Source organism: Paenibacillus sp. FSL H8-0048 (assembly GCF_038002825.1).
Lineage (GTDB): Bacteria > Bacillota > Bacilli > Paenibacillales > Paenibacillaceae > Paenibacillus_AQ.
The window spans coordinates 5908940-5926290 of sequence record NZ_JBBODF010000001.1; the positions used below are offsets into that span (position 1 = coordinate 5908940).

13 protein-coding genes are annotated in these 17351 nt (G+C 52.7%); 8 read left to right on the forward strand and 5 right to left on the reverse strand.

What is annotated here, in order from left to right; genetic code table 11:
* The first annotated feature begins 11 nt into the window (after positions 1–11).
* From proC to NSU18_RS25635, 4 genes are all read left to right on the forward strand, one after another.
* Positions 12–827, forward strand: a complete 816-nt coding sequence (proC, locus tag NSU18_RS25620; protein WP_341150375.1) for a pyrroline-5-carboxylate reductase — start codon at positions 12–14, stop codon at positions 825–827.
* Positions 827–1603, forward strand: coding sequence for a VOC family protein (locus NSU18_RS25625; RefSeq protein WP_341016908.1), 777 nt, complete (start codon positions 827–829; stop codon positions 1601–1603). The genes proC and NSU18_RS25625 overlap by 1 nt, the downstream gene beginning before the upstream one ends.
* 123 nt (positions 1604–1726) lie before the next feature.
* Positions 1727–2206, forward strand: a complete 480-nt coding sequence (locus NSU18_RS25630) for a DinB family protein (RefSeq protein WP_341016909.1) — start codon at positions 1727–1729, stop codon at positions 2204–2206.
* Positions 2207–2229: 23 nt separating this feature from the next.
* Positions 2230–2775: a GNAT family N-acetyltransferase gene (locus tag NSU18_RS25635; RefSeq protein WP_341016910.1), complete on the forward strand. Its 546-nt coding sequence runs from the start codon at positions 2230–2232 to the stop codon at positions 2773–2775.
* Between the two features lie 472 nt (positions 2776–3247).
* Here the strand turns inward: NSU18_RS25635 and NSU18_RS25640 are convergent, their stop codons facing one another.
* The 3 genes from NSU18_RS25640 to NSU18_RS25650 form a co-directional block, all read right to left on the reverse strand.
* Positions 3248–8464 (reverse strand): bacterial Ig-like domain-containing protein, encoded by a 5217-nt coding sequence (locus tag NSU18_RS25640; protein WP_341150376.1) that lies wholly within the window; start codon positions 8462–8464, stop codon positions 3248–3250.
* A 265-nt stretch (positions 8465–8729) separates the two neighbouring features.
* Positions 8730–11522 (reverse strand): O-antigen ligase family protein, encoded by a 2793-nt coding sequence (locus tag NSU18_RS25645; protein ID WP_341150377.1) that lies wholly within the window; start codon positions 11520–11522, stop codon positions 8730–8732.
* A gap of 309 nt (positions 11523–11831) precedes the next feature.
* Entirely contained in the window at positions 11832–12041 is a 210-nt protein-coding gene (locus NSU18_RS25650; protein ID WP_036701644.1) for a hypothetical protein, read from the reverse strand.
* Between the two features lie 198 nt (positions 12042–12239).
* Here NSU18_RS25650 and NSU18_RS25655 point away from each other — a divergent pair, with 198 nt between their 5' ends.
* Both NSU18_RS25655 and NSU18_RS25660 read left to right on the forward strand, forming a co-directional pair.
* The gene (locus NSU18_RS25655; protein ID WP_036701641.1) at positions 12240–12902 is read left to right on the forward strand and encodes a YheC/YheD family protein; all 663 of its coding nucleotides are present in this window, start codon (positions 12240–12242) and stop codon (positions 12900–12902) included.
* A gap of 327 nt (positions 12903–13229) precedes the next feature.
* On the forward strand, positions 13230–13373 hold the full coding sequence (locus NSU18_RS25660; RefSeq protein WP_036721967.1) for a sporulation histidine kinase inhibitor Sda: 144 nt from the start codon (positions 13230–13232) through the stop codon (positions 13371–13373).
* Positions 13374–13504: 131 nt separating this feature from the next.
* Here NSU18_RS25660 and NSU18_RS25665 read toward each other — a convergent pair whose 3' ends face one another.
* Positions 13505–14479, reverse strand: a complete 975-nt coding sequence (locus NSU18_RS25665) for an NAD(P)/FAD-dependent oxidoreductase (RefSeq protein ID WP_341018599.1) — start codon at positions 14477–14479, stop codon at positions 13505–13507.
* Positions 14480–14803: 324 nt separating this feature from the next.
* Between NSU18_RS25665 and NSU18_RS25670 the strand changes: the two genes are divergently transcribed.
* Both NSU18_RS25670 and NSU18_RS25675 read left to right on the forward strand, forming a co-directional pair.
* Positions 14804–15997, forward strand: coding sequence for an NAD(P)/FAD-dependent oxidoreductase (locus tag NSU18_RS25670; protein ID WP_036701637.1), 1194 nt, complete (start codon positions 14804–14806; stop codon positions 15995–15997).
* Position 15998: 1 nt separating this feature from the next.
* Complete coding sequence (locus NSU18_RS25675) at positions 15999–16271, forward strand: hypothetical protein (protein ID WP_341016914.1); 273 nt, start codon at positions 15999–16001, stop codon at positions 16269–16271.
* A gap of 175 nt (positions 16272–16446) precedes the next feature.
* Here the strand turns inward: NSU18_RS25675 and hemQ are convergent, their stop codons facing one another.
* Positions 16447–17205 (reverse strand): hydrogen peroxide-dependent heme synthase, encoded by a 759-nt coding sequence (gene hemQ, locus NSU18_RS25680; RefSeq protein ID WP_341016916.1) that lies wholly within the window; start codon positions 17203–17205, stop codon positions 16447–16449.
* Between the last annotated feature and the right edge of the window lie 146 nt (positions 17206–17351).

The following is a 17351-nucleotide window of genomic DNA, read 5'->3' on the forward strand; positions in this document are numbered from 1 at the left end:
TCAGGGAGTGAATGGAAGTGTCAAAAGGCAAGATTCATTTCATTGGCGGCGGGCAGATGGCGGAAGCAATCGTTCGGGCCTGCCTGGCAGGCGGCACGCTGGCTGCCGGACAGATCAGTGTGTCGGATATTAATGAGGGCCGGCTTGGGCTTCTAAAAGCCAAATATAACGTAGACACGCAGAGCACGCAGGAAGAGGCGCTCTCCGGTGCAGAGCTGATTGTGATTGCTGTCCGGCCGCAGGATGATCTGGCTGCACTTGGAGCACAGGTTCGCGAGTATGCCGCACCGGCTGCTGTCATTGTATCGATTGTGGCCGGGGTGACGATTGCCCAGCTCGGAGATTATTTCGGAGCGGAGCGTCCGATTGTCCGGGTGATTCCGAATACTCTGACCGATACTGGCTACGGATACAGCGGTGTAGCCTTGAATGCAGCCGCTTCGCTGGAGCAGGTGGAAGCATTCCTGCTCGGCTTCGGCAAGGTGCAGGTTCTGGACGAGTCCTACATTGATATCTTCACCGGCTTCGGAGTTGCCGGACCGAACTACATCTATTATTTTATTGAGTCGTTCACGGATGCCGGAGTCCTCGCCGGACTGCCGCGGGAGCAAGCCTGGAAGGTGGCGCTGGAGAATATGCGGGGAGCGGTGGCGATGCTGGAGCAGACTGGCCTTCATCCCAGACAGCTGCTGGATATCAACAACTCCCCTGGCGGGGTTGGGATGCACGGGCTGTACGAGCTGAATAACAGTGACTTCGCGGCCGGATTACAGCGGAGTGTATTGGCGGCTGTGAAGCGGACGACAGAGCTGGGAGTGAAGAAGTAATGAGCCTGCTCAAATGGGATCATCTGGTGCACTATGTCAACGATCTGGACCAGCCGGTGCAGCTCTTCGCGGAGCATGGCCTGACGGCCTTCCGGGGCGGATCGCATAAGGATTGGGGAACGTATAACGCCTTAAGCTATTTCGGGCTCACCTACCTGGAGTTCCTGGGGATCGAGAATCTGGAGCTGGCGCGGGCGACCAAGCATAATGTAGTTGTGCGGGATGCCGTTACGCTTCTGCCGGAGCACGAGGTCTTGAGCAGAGTGGTGCTGCGGACAGATGATATTGAGGCAGTGGAGGGTAAATTGAAGGCTGCAGGCTTAGCCTTGTCACCCATCATTGACGGCCGCCGTCTGGACAACCAGGGCAGGTTAATTGAGTGGCGGATGATGACCATTGACGGCGATTTTCAGGGACTGGTCTATCCGTTCATTATCCAGTGGAGTCAGACGGATGAGGAGCGGCTGGACAGCCTGAATGCTGCCGGAATCAATCAGCCCCATCCTGCCGGGAAGGTAGACATGGCGGGTGCTGTCTTCCGTGTCTCCGATCCGGCCGCTGCCGCCAGCCATTGGAGTGAGCTGTTCGGCCTCCCGGTGAGCGGACCTGCGGATGGTCCGGACGGCAGCTACAGCCTTAAGGCAGGAGATCAGCAGACCTTCAAGTTCGTGCAGGGCACGGAGAACCGGCTCAGCCGGATCGTGTTCCGCACAGATTCCCCTCAGCTGAAGGGACAGACTCTGACTGTGGGTGAAGGCGAGTACGTGTTTGAATAAATGCAGGACAAGGATATGGGACAGGCTGGTTGCCGCAATTAGCGGTAGCGGGCCTGTCCTGTTTGTGTTAAAGTGTGACACAAGATTAGAGTGAGGAAATTTATGGGGAATTGGAGGCGGCAGATGCAGAAGCTATTTGAGTATAACTGGCAAGTGCGCGAGGATTGGTTCCGCTGGTGCAGCGGGGTGGACAAGGAAGAGCTGATGAAGCCGCGCACCGGCGGCATCGGGTATATCCTGCCCACGTTGTATCACATTGTTGCGGTTGAATACGGCTGGATCTGCGGAGGGATTCAGGAGAGAGCCATTGACATCCCTTTGTTCGGGGAAGTGGCGAGTCTGGAGCTTGTGCAGAATTTCTCTGCCCGCTGCCATGCAGAGCTGGCTCCGTTTGTGTATGGCTGGTCGGAGGAGCTGGAAGAGCGGATCATGGTGGATATTACGGATGAAGGAGAGCGTGAGCCCCACCCCTACGGAGAAGTGATGCGGCACGTGATTGCCCATGAGATCCATCATACCGGCCAGCTCTCCGTATGGTCACGGGAGATTGGCCGGCCGCCGGTGACGGCTAATCTGATTGGTAGAGGATTATTTGACAAATGAAAGAGCAGGGAGGCCGCAGAGATATGGAATTTGAGACAGAACGGCTGTGGATTAGGGAATTCACCGAGGAGGATGTAGGGCAGGTACATGAATATGCGTCCGATCCGGCAGTAGTAACGCATTCAATCTGGGGGCCGAATTCACTGGAGGATACCCGCGAATATATCCGCCATACGCTGACATTGCAGCAGGAGGAGCCCCGCAAGGGCTTCGAGTATGCGGTGGTTCTGAAGGAGAACGGGCGGCTGATCGGCGGCTGCGGCCTGCATATTACCGGAACAGGACAGGGAGAGATCGGCTATTGCTACAACAGACTGTACTGGGGACAGGGCTATGCAACTGAGGCTGCCGCTGCACTGCTGGACTTGGGCTTTCATAAGCTGGAGCTTCACCGGATCTATGCGACCTGCCGCCCCGGGAATACAGGTTCCGCCCGTGTGATGCAGAAGCTGGGCATGACATACGAAGGGCATATTAGAGGACACATGTATCATAAAGAGAAGTGGATGGACTCCTATCAATATTCGATTCTGGAGGATGAGTACAGGAACAACCACGGGAGCAAATAAGTTGCCCAAGCCGCTCCTCCAGCCGACTCTCGGGCTGAATTAAAGGGATAAATCCCTTTGAATGCCCTCTCCAGCCGACTCTGGGCTGAATTAAAGGGATAAATCCCTTTGAATGCCCTCTCCAACGGACTTCGGGCTGAATTAAAGGGATAAATCCCTTTGAATACCCCCTCCAGCCGACTCTGGGCTGAACCAAAGGGATAAATCCCTTTGAATGCCCTCTCCAACGGACTTCGGGCTGAATTAAAGGGATAAATCCCTTTGAATACCCCCTCCAGCCGACTCTGGGCTGAATTAAAGGGATAAATCCCTTTGAATGCCCTCTCCAACGGACTTAGGGCTGAATTAAAGGGATAAATCCCTTTGAATACCCTCTCCAAAGGACTTCGGGCTGAATTAAAGGGATAAATCCCTTTGAATACCTCTCTCAGCCCGCTTCAAGCGTAAGAGGCTGAATTAATTCTGCCTTGAACTATAGCGCAAGCATCCGATAGATCAGCATAGCTGCCTCGGAACGTGTCGAGGAGGCAGCGGGCATGAGCTGCTGCTGTGCATCTCCTTTAACGAGACCGGCTGCGGCTAGAGCGGCAATATCATCTGCCGCATAGCTGGCAATTTGCTGGTGATCGGTAAAGTCTTTTAATACAGAAGAAGTGTTCTCCCCCGGATTCATGCGCTCTACTGCCCGCAATGCTCTAGCTGCCATAACGAACATTTCTTGCCTGGATACCGGTACATCCGGCTGGAATAGACCTCCCGGCAGACCTGTAATGATGCCAAGCTTTCGGGCAGTCATAAGCTCCTTGTAATAATAATCCCCCGGTGATACATCCGTGAAGCCAGGCCCCTCTGATGCTGTTAATTCCATTCCCCGGACTAACAGAAGTGCAAATTCTGCGCGGGTAACGGACTGCTCCGGTCTGAACTCGGCTGCCGTGATGCCTTGAATCACCCCTTGGGAGGCGAGTATTTCCACTGCGGACTTGGCCCAATAGGTTGAGGCGATATCCTGGAATGTCTTGTGATTAAAGACTGCTGCATACTGGCCGGAGGCCTGTGTTGTTGAGAAAATGGCCTGCTGCTTATCTGCGTTGTACTTCCCGTGTATCACTGGCTGGATGATTCCCGATTCCTGGATGCCCCACACAACAATATAGGCATTATCCGCTGCAGGAACTGCTGGCGGATGGGGAATTCCGATCTCTATAGCCGACTGAAGACGGTCAGGCTGCAGCGGCGCCCCATCCAGTTGAAGCCCGCACCCGATAAGCGGGCGGTCTCCCAGCTTGGCTTGGAGCTGCCCGCCGGGAGTAATGCTTCTTAGCGATAAAGTAACAGTCTTTACGCCGTTCAGCGCCTCTGCTGTGAAAATACTGTCAGGCAACCCGAGAGTCGCTAAGGAAGAACGGATCTCAAGCTTGAGGGGAGCTTCTTCTGAACGAAATGCCGCAGCGGGGAGGCTTAGTTCAACTTCCTTCATGTCCTGGGCCGGATCAGCAGTAAGTTGAATCCGCAGAGTCTTGGTACCTGTGGAATCGGCTTTGGCTACTGGAACTATTCGGCGCAGAACGGATTCACTTAACTGGGCTATTGCTTTTCCCGTGGTATGACTTACAGGTAACTCCATGCTTACGCTGCCGTCCAGCAAAAGAACCGTTGTAATAGAATCGTTGGCGGCTGATCCAGTGCCAGTGCTGCCTGTATTAGGTGCAGAGGTTGGATTTGGTGTGGCAGAAGGAACAGGCGCAGCGGAAGGACTTGGTGACGGCTGGGTCCCCGGCTCTGGCTCCGGTTGAGGTTCCTGCTCCGGCTGAGGTTCCGGTTCTGGCTGAGGCTCTGGTTCCGGCTGAGTTCCCGGCTCTGGCTCCTGTTCTTGATTCTCAAAAGGAATAAACTTCAGAAATTCCCCCCAGATGATATTACCCTCTGCATCCCGCAGATAAGAGGTCACCGGCAGCAGACTTGCGAAGTTGGCATCGGTCAGCTGTTTGCCTGATTGATTAACTGACGCGGTGCCATTGTACATGAAGTTATTCTCCGCTGCTAAGGAAGCCGGATATTGATCCTTGCCGATGCTGCCCGACTGGTAAGATACAAAGCCGTCAATCTTGAAGTCTGGAGTAATCTGACCATATGTGGTGAAGCTCAGGTTGCCGCGGGTGTTGTTATAGCCGATATTGTTAACCGCAATGACTCCAGGATTACTGTTGCTGGTGAACCCGTAGGCACCGTTGCCGAAGGCGACCGAATTACGGATGATATGCGCGACATGAATGCCTTCTCCGCCGAGCTTGAATCCGTTTTTATCGCCGGCCCCAACGGTTCCGTCCGTTAAATACCCGTTGTTGAAGGCGGCGCTGTTCTCGATGAGTACCGGACCGATTGCACCCGAGCCTGCTTTGGTGTACAGATCCCAGCCATCGTCAATGTTATTATGCGCCAGGCATCCTCTGAAAATATTCCCGGTGCCGGCGGTTAGCTTGGCCGCAAAGCCATCTGCGTTATTGTCAGACGGATCGCGGTTATCGAAGGAGGTGCTGTTCAGAATTAAATTGTAGGACGGCCATTCCGTGATGTCTCTGGCGGTTCCGTCGGTGCGGCTGATTTGCAAGCCGGTGTCGCCGTTAGCATAGAAGCGGCTGTTCTCAACAATATTATGGTTACCGCCAACCGTGAATCCCTTCGTATTGGCCGCCGAGCGGGTGAAATCGAGTCCCTTCACATGCCAGTAGTCCCCGCTGAGCAGAACCCCTTCTGACTTTTTGTCAAAATCGATAATGGGCCTTGCACCGGGTGCCGCTTCGAGAACCTTTCTGGCAGCTTCGGTACCGTCGTTATACTTCTGAATGACCAGCGGCGATTTCCGCACGTAATGCCCATCAAGCATAAGGATATGCTGTCCCGGCTTCACATAATCAATCGCAGTATCAAGATCCAGCGGGAGAGCCATCGTCCCGTCCCCGGCACTTGTTCCGGCAGGTGATACATAGATGTCTTCCCCATCGCCATAGCTGTTCATATTAACAGTGAAGTTGCGGACGATTGTACCGTAAGAGGTCAAGTACTGGGTATCCTCCGGCCAAAAGACAACACTGAAGTTCGTATCCCCATGTCCGCTGAGTACCGCAGGAATCGCCAGACGCTTATCGGCTGTTGCCGCGACATCCTGTGCGATAATCCTGGAGCCCTGCTTCACCGTTACGGTTCCGTTCACGTTAGGGCGGACAATCACTTCATATTCGGGTGTAGATGCTTTGCTTCGGGACAGTATGCTCAAATCTGGCGTTACAGGAGCCGCGGGTGGCTCCACCTTAGGCGCATCAGTAGCAGCGCTTGTCACTGTCAACTGGATATTGCGGATATCTATCGTAGCAAGACGGGCCGCATAGAAGCCGACATACATCGTGGAGTCTTGTACGCTAAGAATATCCGGTTCGAAATGGATAGCCTCCTGCTCCGAATTGATCCGGCCTGTGAAGCCGCTGTTCGTCTTAGACAGCGTTAAGCGGTATGGTGCAGCAGGGGCCGTGTTGCCGGGTGCAGGCCGTTCATTTTTGAGCATGATTGTCTTAATGCCCTTGCTTCCGGTTCCATCCGGCTTCTCGATACCGGAACGGACGAACAGCTGGGTACCCAGAGCGCTTCTTGTTCCGCCGCTGTAGCCGCCGATGGCCGCGATATTCGAGGCGAATACACTCGAAGTTCCGGGTGTCCCGATCGCGTCCCGCGCCATGATTCCGAAGGATTCTTGCCCGTCATAAGGGGTTTTGGCAAAGTTCAGCACCTCAATATCCGCAGATAGCACGAAGTTATCTTCCAGGGCATTAAGCTCTGTGTAGTAGAACGTTATGCCATCGTGGTCTTCAGTGACCTTACCGCCTCCTTCCAAGGCGATCAGCCGGAGCGTACCGTCGTCCTGGGTGACGACTTTGTTATTCGCAGCGGATGTAGACTGGCCGAAGGTGATACTGTGCCAGACGGGTGTGGTCTTTTCTTTTACCGTGACGGTATACGTAATGGGTTGTATGGAAGAATCATCAGGGATGATCTGAACCGGATATACTCCGGCAAGCCGGTTATCGAATGCAGATTGATCCAGCGTGAACCCGCTTAGCACCTCCCGGTCAGCGTTGTCATACACCTTCGATACGGTCAGACCGCTGCTGTCAAAGGGCTCGTTTACAAAAAAGGTAGTTCTGGGATAGCCAGTTACCTCGATGCCGGTCAGCTCTTTGATTTTGACTTTAACCATGAAGCTTGCCGTTAATTCCTTGTAGGTTACCTTGATCTCCTTGTCTCCTGGAGTCGTTGTGTCTAAGGCGGAGACGGTGTATTCGTCCTTGGCCAGCCTGATCTCTGTAAGGTCTGAATAATGGGCATAAAGGGAGAGTCCCTCCAGCTGTAAGGTATCACCGATATAATAGACGGTTTGCTTAGGCTCATGTCTTATTTCTAATTCGGACAGGGTAGCATCCATGACCTCAAGCTTCAATGCTGTGGTGACAGACGGAGTCGCTGTGGAAGCGATCAATAGTTCATAGGAGCCCGGCCCGGCAAAAGTATACGGAAGCTGATCTGTTACCGGTTGCCCGTCAATGGAGAGGGTGTACAGATTATCCGCAAGTTCCTTAATCAGGTAGCCGTTATTATAATGGGCAGCAACAACAAGCCCCTGCGGATCAAAAGAATCGCCTGGATAATAGACGGTTTTGACAGGCTCGTATTTGACGGATAATGAGCTGACGGTCAGCGGGATGATTTGCAGCGGAATACTTGCAGAGGCGCCGTTATAGTTAATCTGGATTCGATTCTCCCCGGGTTTACTGCTGTCGAATCCTGTTACAATGTACTCCTCAGAAGACAGAGTGGCTTCACTGTGATCGGAGAATACAGCCTTCACGATAAGCCCGGTCAGATCCAGCGGTTCACCCACCAGATAAGAGGTCTTCGTCATCCCGCCCGTGTCGGCAGACAAGCTTGTTACATGTTTGGCATCGATCTGTAGATTCAGCTCACTGAAGGTCACGGTTGCATCTCTGGCGACGTAAATCCCGGCAAAGACTGTATCCGTAAAAGTGTCCTCCAAGGTTACGATTTCGGTCTGGCCGTTAACGCTCAGCAGATAGGTATCACCCGATTTGCGGAGGCTGAGATCGTAGACTTCGCCCGCAGCAGGGGCGTTCAGCCCGGCGAACGGGTTCAGCTTGACCTGTGCCGTTTTTTTATAAAAACCCTTCATCACCAAATCCAAAGCACCGGCCGCAGCATAATTGGAGGTGGTGGTGCTTGAACTTCCATGAGGATTAACCGTATCCCTTAGCATCAGGCCAAAGGACTTCTGGTTAGGCGAATTGACGCCGGAATTGCTGTTAAAGGCAATAACGGTGGCCCTGGCTCTGAGCTCAAAGTTCGCGGTGGCCGGAAGCTCCCGGTAATAAAAAGAGAGTCCCTCATCGGTGCCTGAAATCTTGCCTCCATAAGTAGTCAGCGTTACGGTGGAAGGATTCTCTATGGCAGGCTCGGGGTTCTTGCCCGGGGATGTATTACCTCCGAACGCACTGAAGGTCCAAGGCCCAGGCTCTGCTTGTCCGGAAGTCTCTGCTGCTTCGGCTGATAGAGATAAAGGAATGGATGTGAATAGGAGCAGTACGATTACGAACACGGATAACAAGCGTTGTAGTTTCTTCACAATGATTACAACCTCTCCTTATATGGGACCGATTTGGATCAACATCTAAGGCTGATCACTGAAAGTATACGGTGCCGATGAAAAGTACAGCTATAATCAATCCTTCACAACCTGCCATATATTGGTCAAATGAGCGAGGATATGAGTTAATGACACTTGGTTTATGGAGGGATGACGGCGGCAAAGGCCCCGCACAGCAAAGAGCGCACTGCCGCAGGCAGGCGCTCTCTTTACAGTTATTTGAGGGATAAGTGACACTGTAAGGTTACAGCGGCATACCCGCTATCTCACTGATTCTTGCCGCTTCTTCCGGATCAGCGGCGATCAGCTTCTGATAGAGCGCCTGATCCTGGACGCTCTGCATCCGCTGCTGCACAGCAAGCAACCACCGGGCAACCTCCCGGTTGACAGGGTTGCTGTAATCCTCGCTTAGTCCTTGCTTCAATGTGGCTTCTGCTGCCGGCATGTCCTGGGACATATACTGGATCTTACCGGTGTTCAGCAGCAGTTCCGGTGTCACTGTGATTCCCTGCTGTGCATCCCGGTCTGCGGCGGCGTAGGTATAAGCGTCCAGGCCGGTTTTGAAATACCGCTGCATGTTAAGCTTCTCCTGGTCCTTGATCTCCAGCTTGCCCTCGGCCGCGGCTTCCTGTGAACGCTTCAAGGCTGCGGCTCCCAGCTCCTGCGAACGGGCTATAACTCCGCTGTACCAGGCGGTTGTCCACAGGCCTCCGCTGTCTGTCAGATCCTCGTATCCGTTCACGAAGCCCTGCTTCACAGCTGCAGCCGCGGCGTCCTTGTCCCCGGACAGGAATTGTACTCTCCCTGCGCTTAGGCCAATCGTAGGTGTAGCGAAGAATTCACGGCCCTGCATCTGCTCGGGAGGGAGGCTTTTCAAATGGGCAATGCCGTCCGTTACATGTCTGTAGGCAGCAAGTGCGGAAGCGAAATACGTCTGTTGCCCGGCTTCATCCTGCTTGGAATAAGCTTGCTGTCCAAGGAGAGAGGCCCGGCTAATCAGATCGGCATACCAGTTAATATCCCACATGAACTTGTCCGCGTTGTCCAGATAGACCTGATAGGCTTCGGCGCTCTGGCCCTTCAGGTCATAGTAGCTAGCGAGCTGGGTCAGCAGTTCTTTGTTAGACGGCTCATCCTTTAGTGCACGGGTCAATACCGCATAGCCCTCTTCCAGGAACTGCTCGTTCTTCGTCTGCTCATACACCTTCTGGTCCAGTATGGACAGGTACACAGCCGATTCCGGATGGTAGGGTCGGATGCTGAGTGCTTTTACGAAAGGGGCCTTGATCTCCTCATACGACTGGCTCACTTGGATCAGCTTCTTGCCTGCACCGGCTTCAGAGCTGGAACGAGTATAACTCATAGACAGGAAGAGCAAGTAGCCCGTGCCGATTCCGAGTACTGTGAAATAACCCGCTCTAATCCATAGCTTGTTCCACTGAAGACGGAGCGGCTTGCTCTCCATGGCCACAGCCATTCCCCCCAGGGAGAGGAAGACGAGCATTCCCATGAACGCAAAACTGAGGTTGAAGTCCAGCATACTGTGCACCAGAATGGACAAGGCGATAATGAGATAGAAGAATCCGTTGCTATAGTCATCGGTCTTCCGTTTCAGATACTCCCTGCTGAATTTGTAGAAGATAAACAGGATGAAGCCCATGAACACCAGTAGGCCTACAATGCCCACCTCAATCAGATACTGCAGGAAGAAGTTATGCACCTGGCGGCTCAGGTAAGGGTTGTTCTGATAATGCTCATAGAGTGTGGCCCAGCCGCCGCCGCCCGTGCCAAGTACCGGATAATCCTTGACAACCTTCATGGCATCCTTGTAAAAGGTAAAACGCTCAAGGACGCTATGCTGCTTGAAGTTGATGTTCTCCAGCCGTGTTCCGATATTCGCCGGGAGAATATTGCGGGCGCTGGTGCCGATGAACAGGAAGGCGATGATCACGACGCCAGCCACAGAGATGGCAGGAATCCAAAGTCCGCTCATACGGCGGGACTCCAGTCTGCCGAGCTTGCGGCTCAGCCAAGGCGCCAGGTAACGCTGGACCACCAGGCAGAGTGCAGCTGCAATGGCCGAGGCTCCCAGCAGATAGCCCCAGCCCTTAAGGGCAGCAGACGAGTTGAACTCGGCATTCAGCTCCAGGCCCAGCCGCGTGACCGGGCTGGTAATCAGCAGAGAGCATAGGCCGGCAATAGCGAGATGAACAATCCACAGAATCTGCTGCACCGGCTTCAGGAAGAGCAGCAGGAGTATGAACACCACCGGCAGCAGCACCAGGCCTCCGCGGGACAAGGTCAGCAGCAGCGAGACGATGATGGGCACCAGCATGAAGCCGTGCAGCAATTGTCCGGGCCATTTGCGGGAGCGGATCAGCGCGAAGACAGCCACGAACAGAAAAGCCATCAGGAAAGCTGCATATGTATTGGCATACTGAAAAACGGAAGTCAGGCGCAGGCCGTTCGAGTCAGTCATGACGGCAGCATTATACTGGCCGTTAATTACAGTCTTTGAGAACCAGCCCACCAGGCTGCCGGCCAGCTTCCAGCTTCCGAGCCAGTTGAGCAGTCCAAAGCCGACGATCAGATAAGCAAGGGCAAGCACGTAATGCTGGACGGCGGAATTGAGCCGCTTGTGCCGGAGCAGAAGGATGCTGACGATGAAGACTGCGGCATAGGTGAACTGGGTGAACAGCATGTTCATTGCCATATACCGCGAAGCAGCGCCGAATAGCGACAACGCATAGGTTAAGGGAAGAAGGAGAGCCGCTAGGCTGAGCAGATCACGCTGTCCCTCAAGCCGGAAGGCTCTGAAATAGAGGACGGCAGCAGCCAGCAGCAGCAGACAGCTTAATAATGCGGCAACATAAATGGGCTTCTCGAAATCCGCCGTCATTCCATTGAACAATCCGATCTGAAAAGCGGCCCAGCCGAGGAACAGCAAAAACGCAGCACAAAGCGTCCAAGCTGCTACTGAAAGCTTGTCCGTGGCTTGGACAGAAGCCGCTTGTTTTCCGTACACAGGTTTCGACACAATAGAATCTCCTTTTTCAAAATATTGGTTCTTCCAATTTATTGCACATACATATTACGGAGATAAAGTGAAAAAGTTGTTGTATGAACGGAAATTTCAAAGATTGGAGTGTCTTACAGGAGGGGAGGGAGCAAAAAAGCGGGGAATAGGCCGGAACCTGCTCAGCGAATGAAGCAGTCTGTCCGCACAGGCCAGCCTGCCGCGGTTTTCATAGAATAAGGTAGCGGGGCGAATCTATGAATTATGTAATGCAGTGGCGGCAGGAGTTAGGCGATCCGCTTCCCGGGCCACTGCTGCCGGGAACAAGCTTCAGGCGGGGATGATAAATTTCAGGTTAATCATGAATACGATCAGGGCGGAGGCACCCAGGGAAAAGGCGATGCAGCCGGCACCGAGCACTCTGCGCCGGTCTTTGATGAATTTGAAGCCAAGCGCACAGACGAGTATTGTCGTTCCTGCCAGTACAACAGACATGCCGATCATTGCAAACCAATACAGGATTTCAAAAAACTCTGCCATTAGGAAACCCTCCCTTTGAGGCAATAATACAACGAATTTTAATGATTTTCCAGTCAAATGAATCAGGGACATAAGGCCCGCAGCCATATGCCCTTTTTTGCTGTGGACTGCTAAACCACGGACAATCATACAGGAGGGCACGGCCTTTCGTGAGTAATCTATAGGGTAGGCTGGGAATGCGAAAGGAGAGGGCAAATAATGGCGGGGAGAGAACTGGCAAGCAAGCTGCTGAAGACGGCGGCGCTGCTTAGCGATTCACGGGTTGCCGGTTACATTCCGAGAACGCGGGAATATAGTGCTGCCGGATTGTCCGCGATGCTTGGAAGATACGGCAATGTAGTCATCAAGCCGGTTGTAGGCGGAGGAGGATATGGTGTCATTAAGGTGTTCCGGGATCAGAGGGGGTACGGCTTCACGTATATGAAGAGCACACGTATCTATGGGGACTTCACTTCCATGCGCCAGGCACTGGACAGATTCAAGGTGAAACGGAAATATTTGATCCAGCAGGGGATCTCCCTTGCACGGATCTCCGGGCGTCCGATTGATTACCGGGTCAAGGTGGTAAAGAACGGCGAGCACTGGGAGTTCCGCTCCATGGTAGGGAGAGTAGCCCGGCCGGGATTGTTCGTTACGAATCTCTGCAAAGGGGGCACGATGCTAAGCTGCCGCCAGGGATTGCGGAGATCACTGCCAAGAGTGGGGACCTCATCCAAAAAGGCGGAGATGCGCAGGCTGACTTTAGTCTGCACCGAACTGCTGGAGCGGCATTTCCCGGGGATCGGTGAACTGGGCTTCGACTATGCCGTAGATCATCGGGGGAAGATTTGGATTCTGGAAGTAAATACAAGACCAAAATGATTAATAAAATTTTTATATTTGACGATAAATACAGTAATAGGCTAATATTGCGTTTAGTTGTGCAGATTCAGAGGTAATACAACAAGAAATATCCCAGCCAATTATGAACATTCTAAAAAAGTTTTTGTGTGGAGATGTCAGGTTTCAGCCCTGTGTATAACTGTTATCCCCATAGTCCACTGTGCAATTCCTGACATTATAACCCTTACTCACATATTATACACAGGATTTCCACAGCAGCTTGTGGATAATGAGAACGCTTGTTCGAAAAATGATAGTTTGCTATGATAGATTCAGATCCAAATAAAGGAAAGGTAGGTGAACGTTATGGTTGAATTGTCGGATGAGATGCTGCTTGACTCTTATCACAGAGCGATAGAGCTGCATTTAGAGCATGATTTCATCGCCCTGCTTCTCGCTGAAATTCGCAAACGGAACTTACACTCTCCAGACCATGCGGTTCTTCATTAAAGATCAGAGCACATCCTGCAGCATTGGACTTCATTAACCGCAAGCATCAAGGAATAGGGTATCTTTTCAAGTTGAGGTGGAATCAACCTGAAAGGATACCCTTTTATTGTGGTTATAAGGTTATAGACAACCTAGAGCTTAAGATTACTGCTGTGTCCCGGAGACAGCTTCGCATCCGGATCAATATACACCTTGGCGTTATTCACGGCTGTAGGCGCTTCTCCGAATCCGACAGCGATCAGCTTCAGCTTGCCCGGATAGGTCGTGATATCGCCAGCGGCGAAGATTCCCGGAATGCTGGTCTCCATGCGGGAGTCAACCACAATGGAGTTACCCTCAATATCGATTCCCCACTCGGCAATCGGGCCCAGGGAGGAGACAAAGCCGAAATTGACAATAACGCTGTCTACTTCGATTTCCTGAGTTTCCTTGGTCTTGATATGGGACAAGGTGACTTTGGTAATGAATTCTTCACCATGCAGCTCGGTAATCTCGGATGGCGTAATCACATTTACCTTAGAGGCCATCAGGTTCTCTACACTATGCTCATGCGCACGGAATTTATCGCGGCGGTGAATCAGGGTTACCTGTTCAGCGATCGGCTCCAGCATCAGCGCCCAGTCCACAGCAGAATCGCCGCCGCCGCTAATTAGTACCTTCTTATCCTTATAAGCATTCAGATCACTTACGAAATAATGCAGGTTGGCTTTCTCGAAGCGCTGTGCATCCGGCACCTCCAGACGCCGCGGCTCGAAGGCGCCTACGCCTGCCGTGATGATGATAGCTTTGGTGTGATATTCTGCCTTGTCGGTGGTGACAGTGAAATGGCGTTCATCCTGCTTCACAACCGATACGACCTTCTCCTCCAGACGGATATCGGACTGGAACAGCTCCATCTGCCGGGACAGGTTATCCACCAGCTCCTGTGCAGTAATTTTGGGGAAGCCGGCGACATCATAAATATATTTCTCAGGATACAGAGCTGCAAGCTGCCCTCCAAGTTGGGGCATGCTCTCAATAAGTGTTACTGAAGCCTGGCGCATCCCGCCATAAAAAGCGGCAAACATACCGGCTGGTCCTCCGCCTATAATCAGCAGATCGCTCATAGGAACGGTTTGCTCTAATGTCACGTAATATTACACCTCCGAGTTGATAGTTTCAATTTGCCATACAAGCGTACCTACTCATTATAAACATAGTCTCACCTGCCTGCAAAGGCTTTGATATCAATGAAAAATGTGACATTTTGTTGTATGATTATATTTGATTAAAACGATACTAAGGTTTACAATGGATATGGTTATTTTAGAAATCCTTTAAGTTTTATTGGAAATTCTTCTGAATTTAAGTGTATAAATTCACAAAAGAAACCTGATTTTTTAACAAAAAATAACACATAGACAGATTCACCTGTTGGAAGGAGCCGGAACATGAGCAGTATTCCCAAAATCGTTATTCTAGGCGCGGGATATGGAGGGATTTTGACCGCCCAGCGGCTACAGAAAGCTTTGAACTATAATGAAGCTGATGTAACCCTGGTTAACCGCCATGAATATCACTATTTCACGACCCATCTGCATATGCCTGCAGCGGGCACGGACAGCATTGAGCATACACGCGTATCTATCTCCAAATTAATCGATGAGTTCAAGATCGATCTCGTCAAATCCTCGGTGCAGGAGATCCGCACCCAGCAGAAGAAGGTTATTCTGGAGGATGGAACGCTCTCGTATGATTACCTCGTGATTGCCCTTGGCGGTGAGCCTGAAACGTTCGGGATTCCGGGACTCGACAAATATGCGCTGACCATCCGCAGCATTAACTCTGTACGGCTGATCCGGGAGCATATCCAGTACCAGTTCGCCAAATACAAGAATGAGAATAATGCACAGGAGCACATCAACTTCGTCATTGGCGGCGCGGGCTTCAGCGGGATTGAATTTGTAGCGGAGCTGGCTGACCGGATTCCTGCGCTATGCAAAGAATTTGATGTCGATCCAAGCATGGTCAACATCTATAATATAGAAGCTGCGCCTACGGCTCTGCCAGGGTTCGCGCCTGAGCTGGTGGAGCACGCCATGACCGTGCTCACCAAGAAGGGCGTAACCTTCAAGATGGGCGTAGCGATCAAGGAATGCCTGCCTGGCGGCGTGATTCTGGCCACGGGTGAGGAGATCAAAGCTTCCACGATCGTATGGACCGGCGGTATCCGCGGGAACCGTCTGATTGAAGCGGCCGGCTTCGAAGCGATGCGCGGACGGGTGAAGGTAGACGAATATCTGCGGGCTCCGGGACATGAGAACATCTTCATTATTGGTGACGGCTCCCTCATGATTAATCCGGAAGGACGTCCATACCCGCCGACAGCACAGATTGCTATGCAGCAGGGAGAATGCTGTGCGCATAATCTCGTAGCGGCCATCCGCAGCCAGCAGCCGAAGAAATTCGCCTTCAGCAACAAGGGGACGGTAGCTTCATTGGGTAAGGGCCAGGGAATTGCCGTAGTCGGCGAGAAGACATACAAAGGCTGGAAGGCAGCGCAGCTGAAGAAGGTTGTTGATATGCGCTACCTGCTCATTATCGGCGGCATTCCGCTCGTCCTCAAAAAAGGAAGATTCCTCTAAGATGCGCCACTGCAGCGTGCAAGTACGCGGACTGCTGACGCGCGAGGAGCTGGACCGCTATAATGCTCTGATTGAGGTAGGCACCTATCTGGAGGATCAGACCCGGTACGATCTGGCCTACCCTATCCAGAAGGAGATCGACCTGCTGATCCTCCCGGCGATTGAGCGCCTGAAGGAGAAGAGCCGCGCCCGCGACCAGGCGACAGCGGAATATCTGGAGAGCCTGCGGGATGAGGATGAAGCGGACGAGGACGATAAAGAACCTTCGGCATAAGTGATGCGGTATAGTGGAGGTAGAAAAGACGTACAATGCAAAGAGAGCCGTGCTTGTAACACGGCTCTCGGGTGTAATAGCCGCTTTTAAGGGCGGTAGGCTCGAACAAACAGTATACGACAAATAGACCGCATACCTTTGCTAGAGGGGGGGCGGTCTATTTGCATGTATACTTTTACAGCTTCAGCATCTCCTCGAACGATTCCTCGTTCAGCAGGTTGCCGACGTAGAAGGGGCCGAACTCGCCGTAGCGGGCGCTGACTTCGTCGAAGCGCATCTCGTAGACGAGCTTCTTGAACTGCAGGGCATCCTCGGCGAACAGCGTTACGCCCCATTCCCAGTCATCGAAGCCGACAGAGCCGGTAATGATTTGCTTCACCTTACCTGCATAGCTGCGGCCGATCAGGCCGTGCGAATACATCAGCTCCCGGCGCTTCTCCATATCCAGCATGTACCAGTTGTCGGCCAGCTCACGCTTCTTGTTCATCGGGTAGAAGCAGATATGCTTCATTTGCGGCAGTACAGGCTTCAGCCGGGCAGCCACATGCGGGTTCTGCATAGGGTCGCTGCCGTCTCCGGCGCTTCCTCCTGCGGCATAGTTGCTGAGCTCAACGATGCTTACGTAGGAGTAGGCCTTCGTTGTATATTGGGCAAAGGCGATTTTGTTAAAAGCGGTCTCCAGCGCATTCAGCGCCTCCAGACTCTCCCGCAGAAACATCATCACGAAATCAGCCTTCTGGCCCACGATGGAATAGACGGCAGTGCTGCCTTCCTTCGCTTCCTCGACAGGCCCCCATTCCTGCATGAAGGCATGCAGCTCCTCCAGGGCAACTGCCCGTTCCTCGTCATCTGCTGCCGTCCAGGCTGTCCAGTTCAGCGAGCGGAAGTCATGCAGCGCATACCAGCCTTCCAGTGTCAAAGCGGCTTCGTTCAAGCTGTTCACTCCTTATCAATTATCGGTGGAATATCCTCGCGTAAAATCTTCTTTGTCCGCATACCTTAAATATGTATGAACATAGGTCGGGTGCTATTTGCATTGTAGCGCAGCGGGCGGCAGAGAGCAAACGCCGGGGCCCCCTT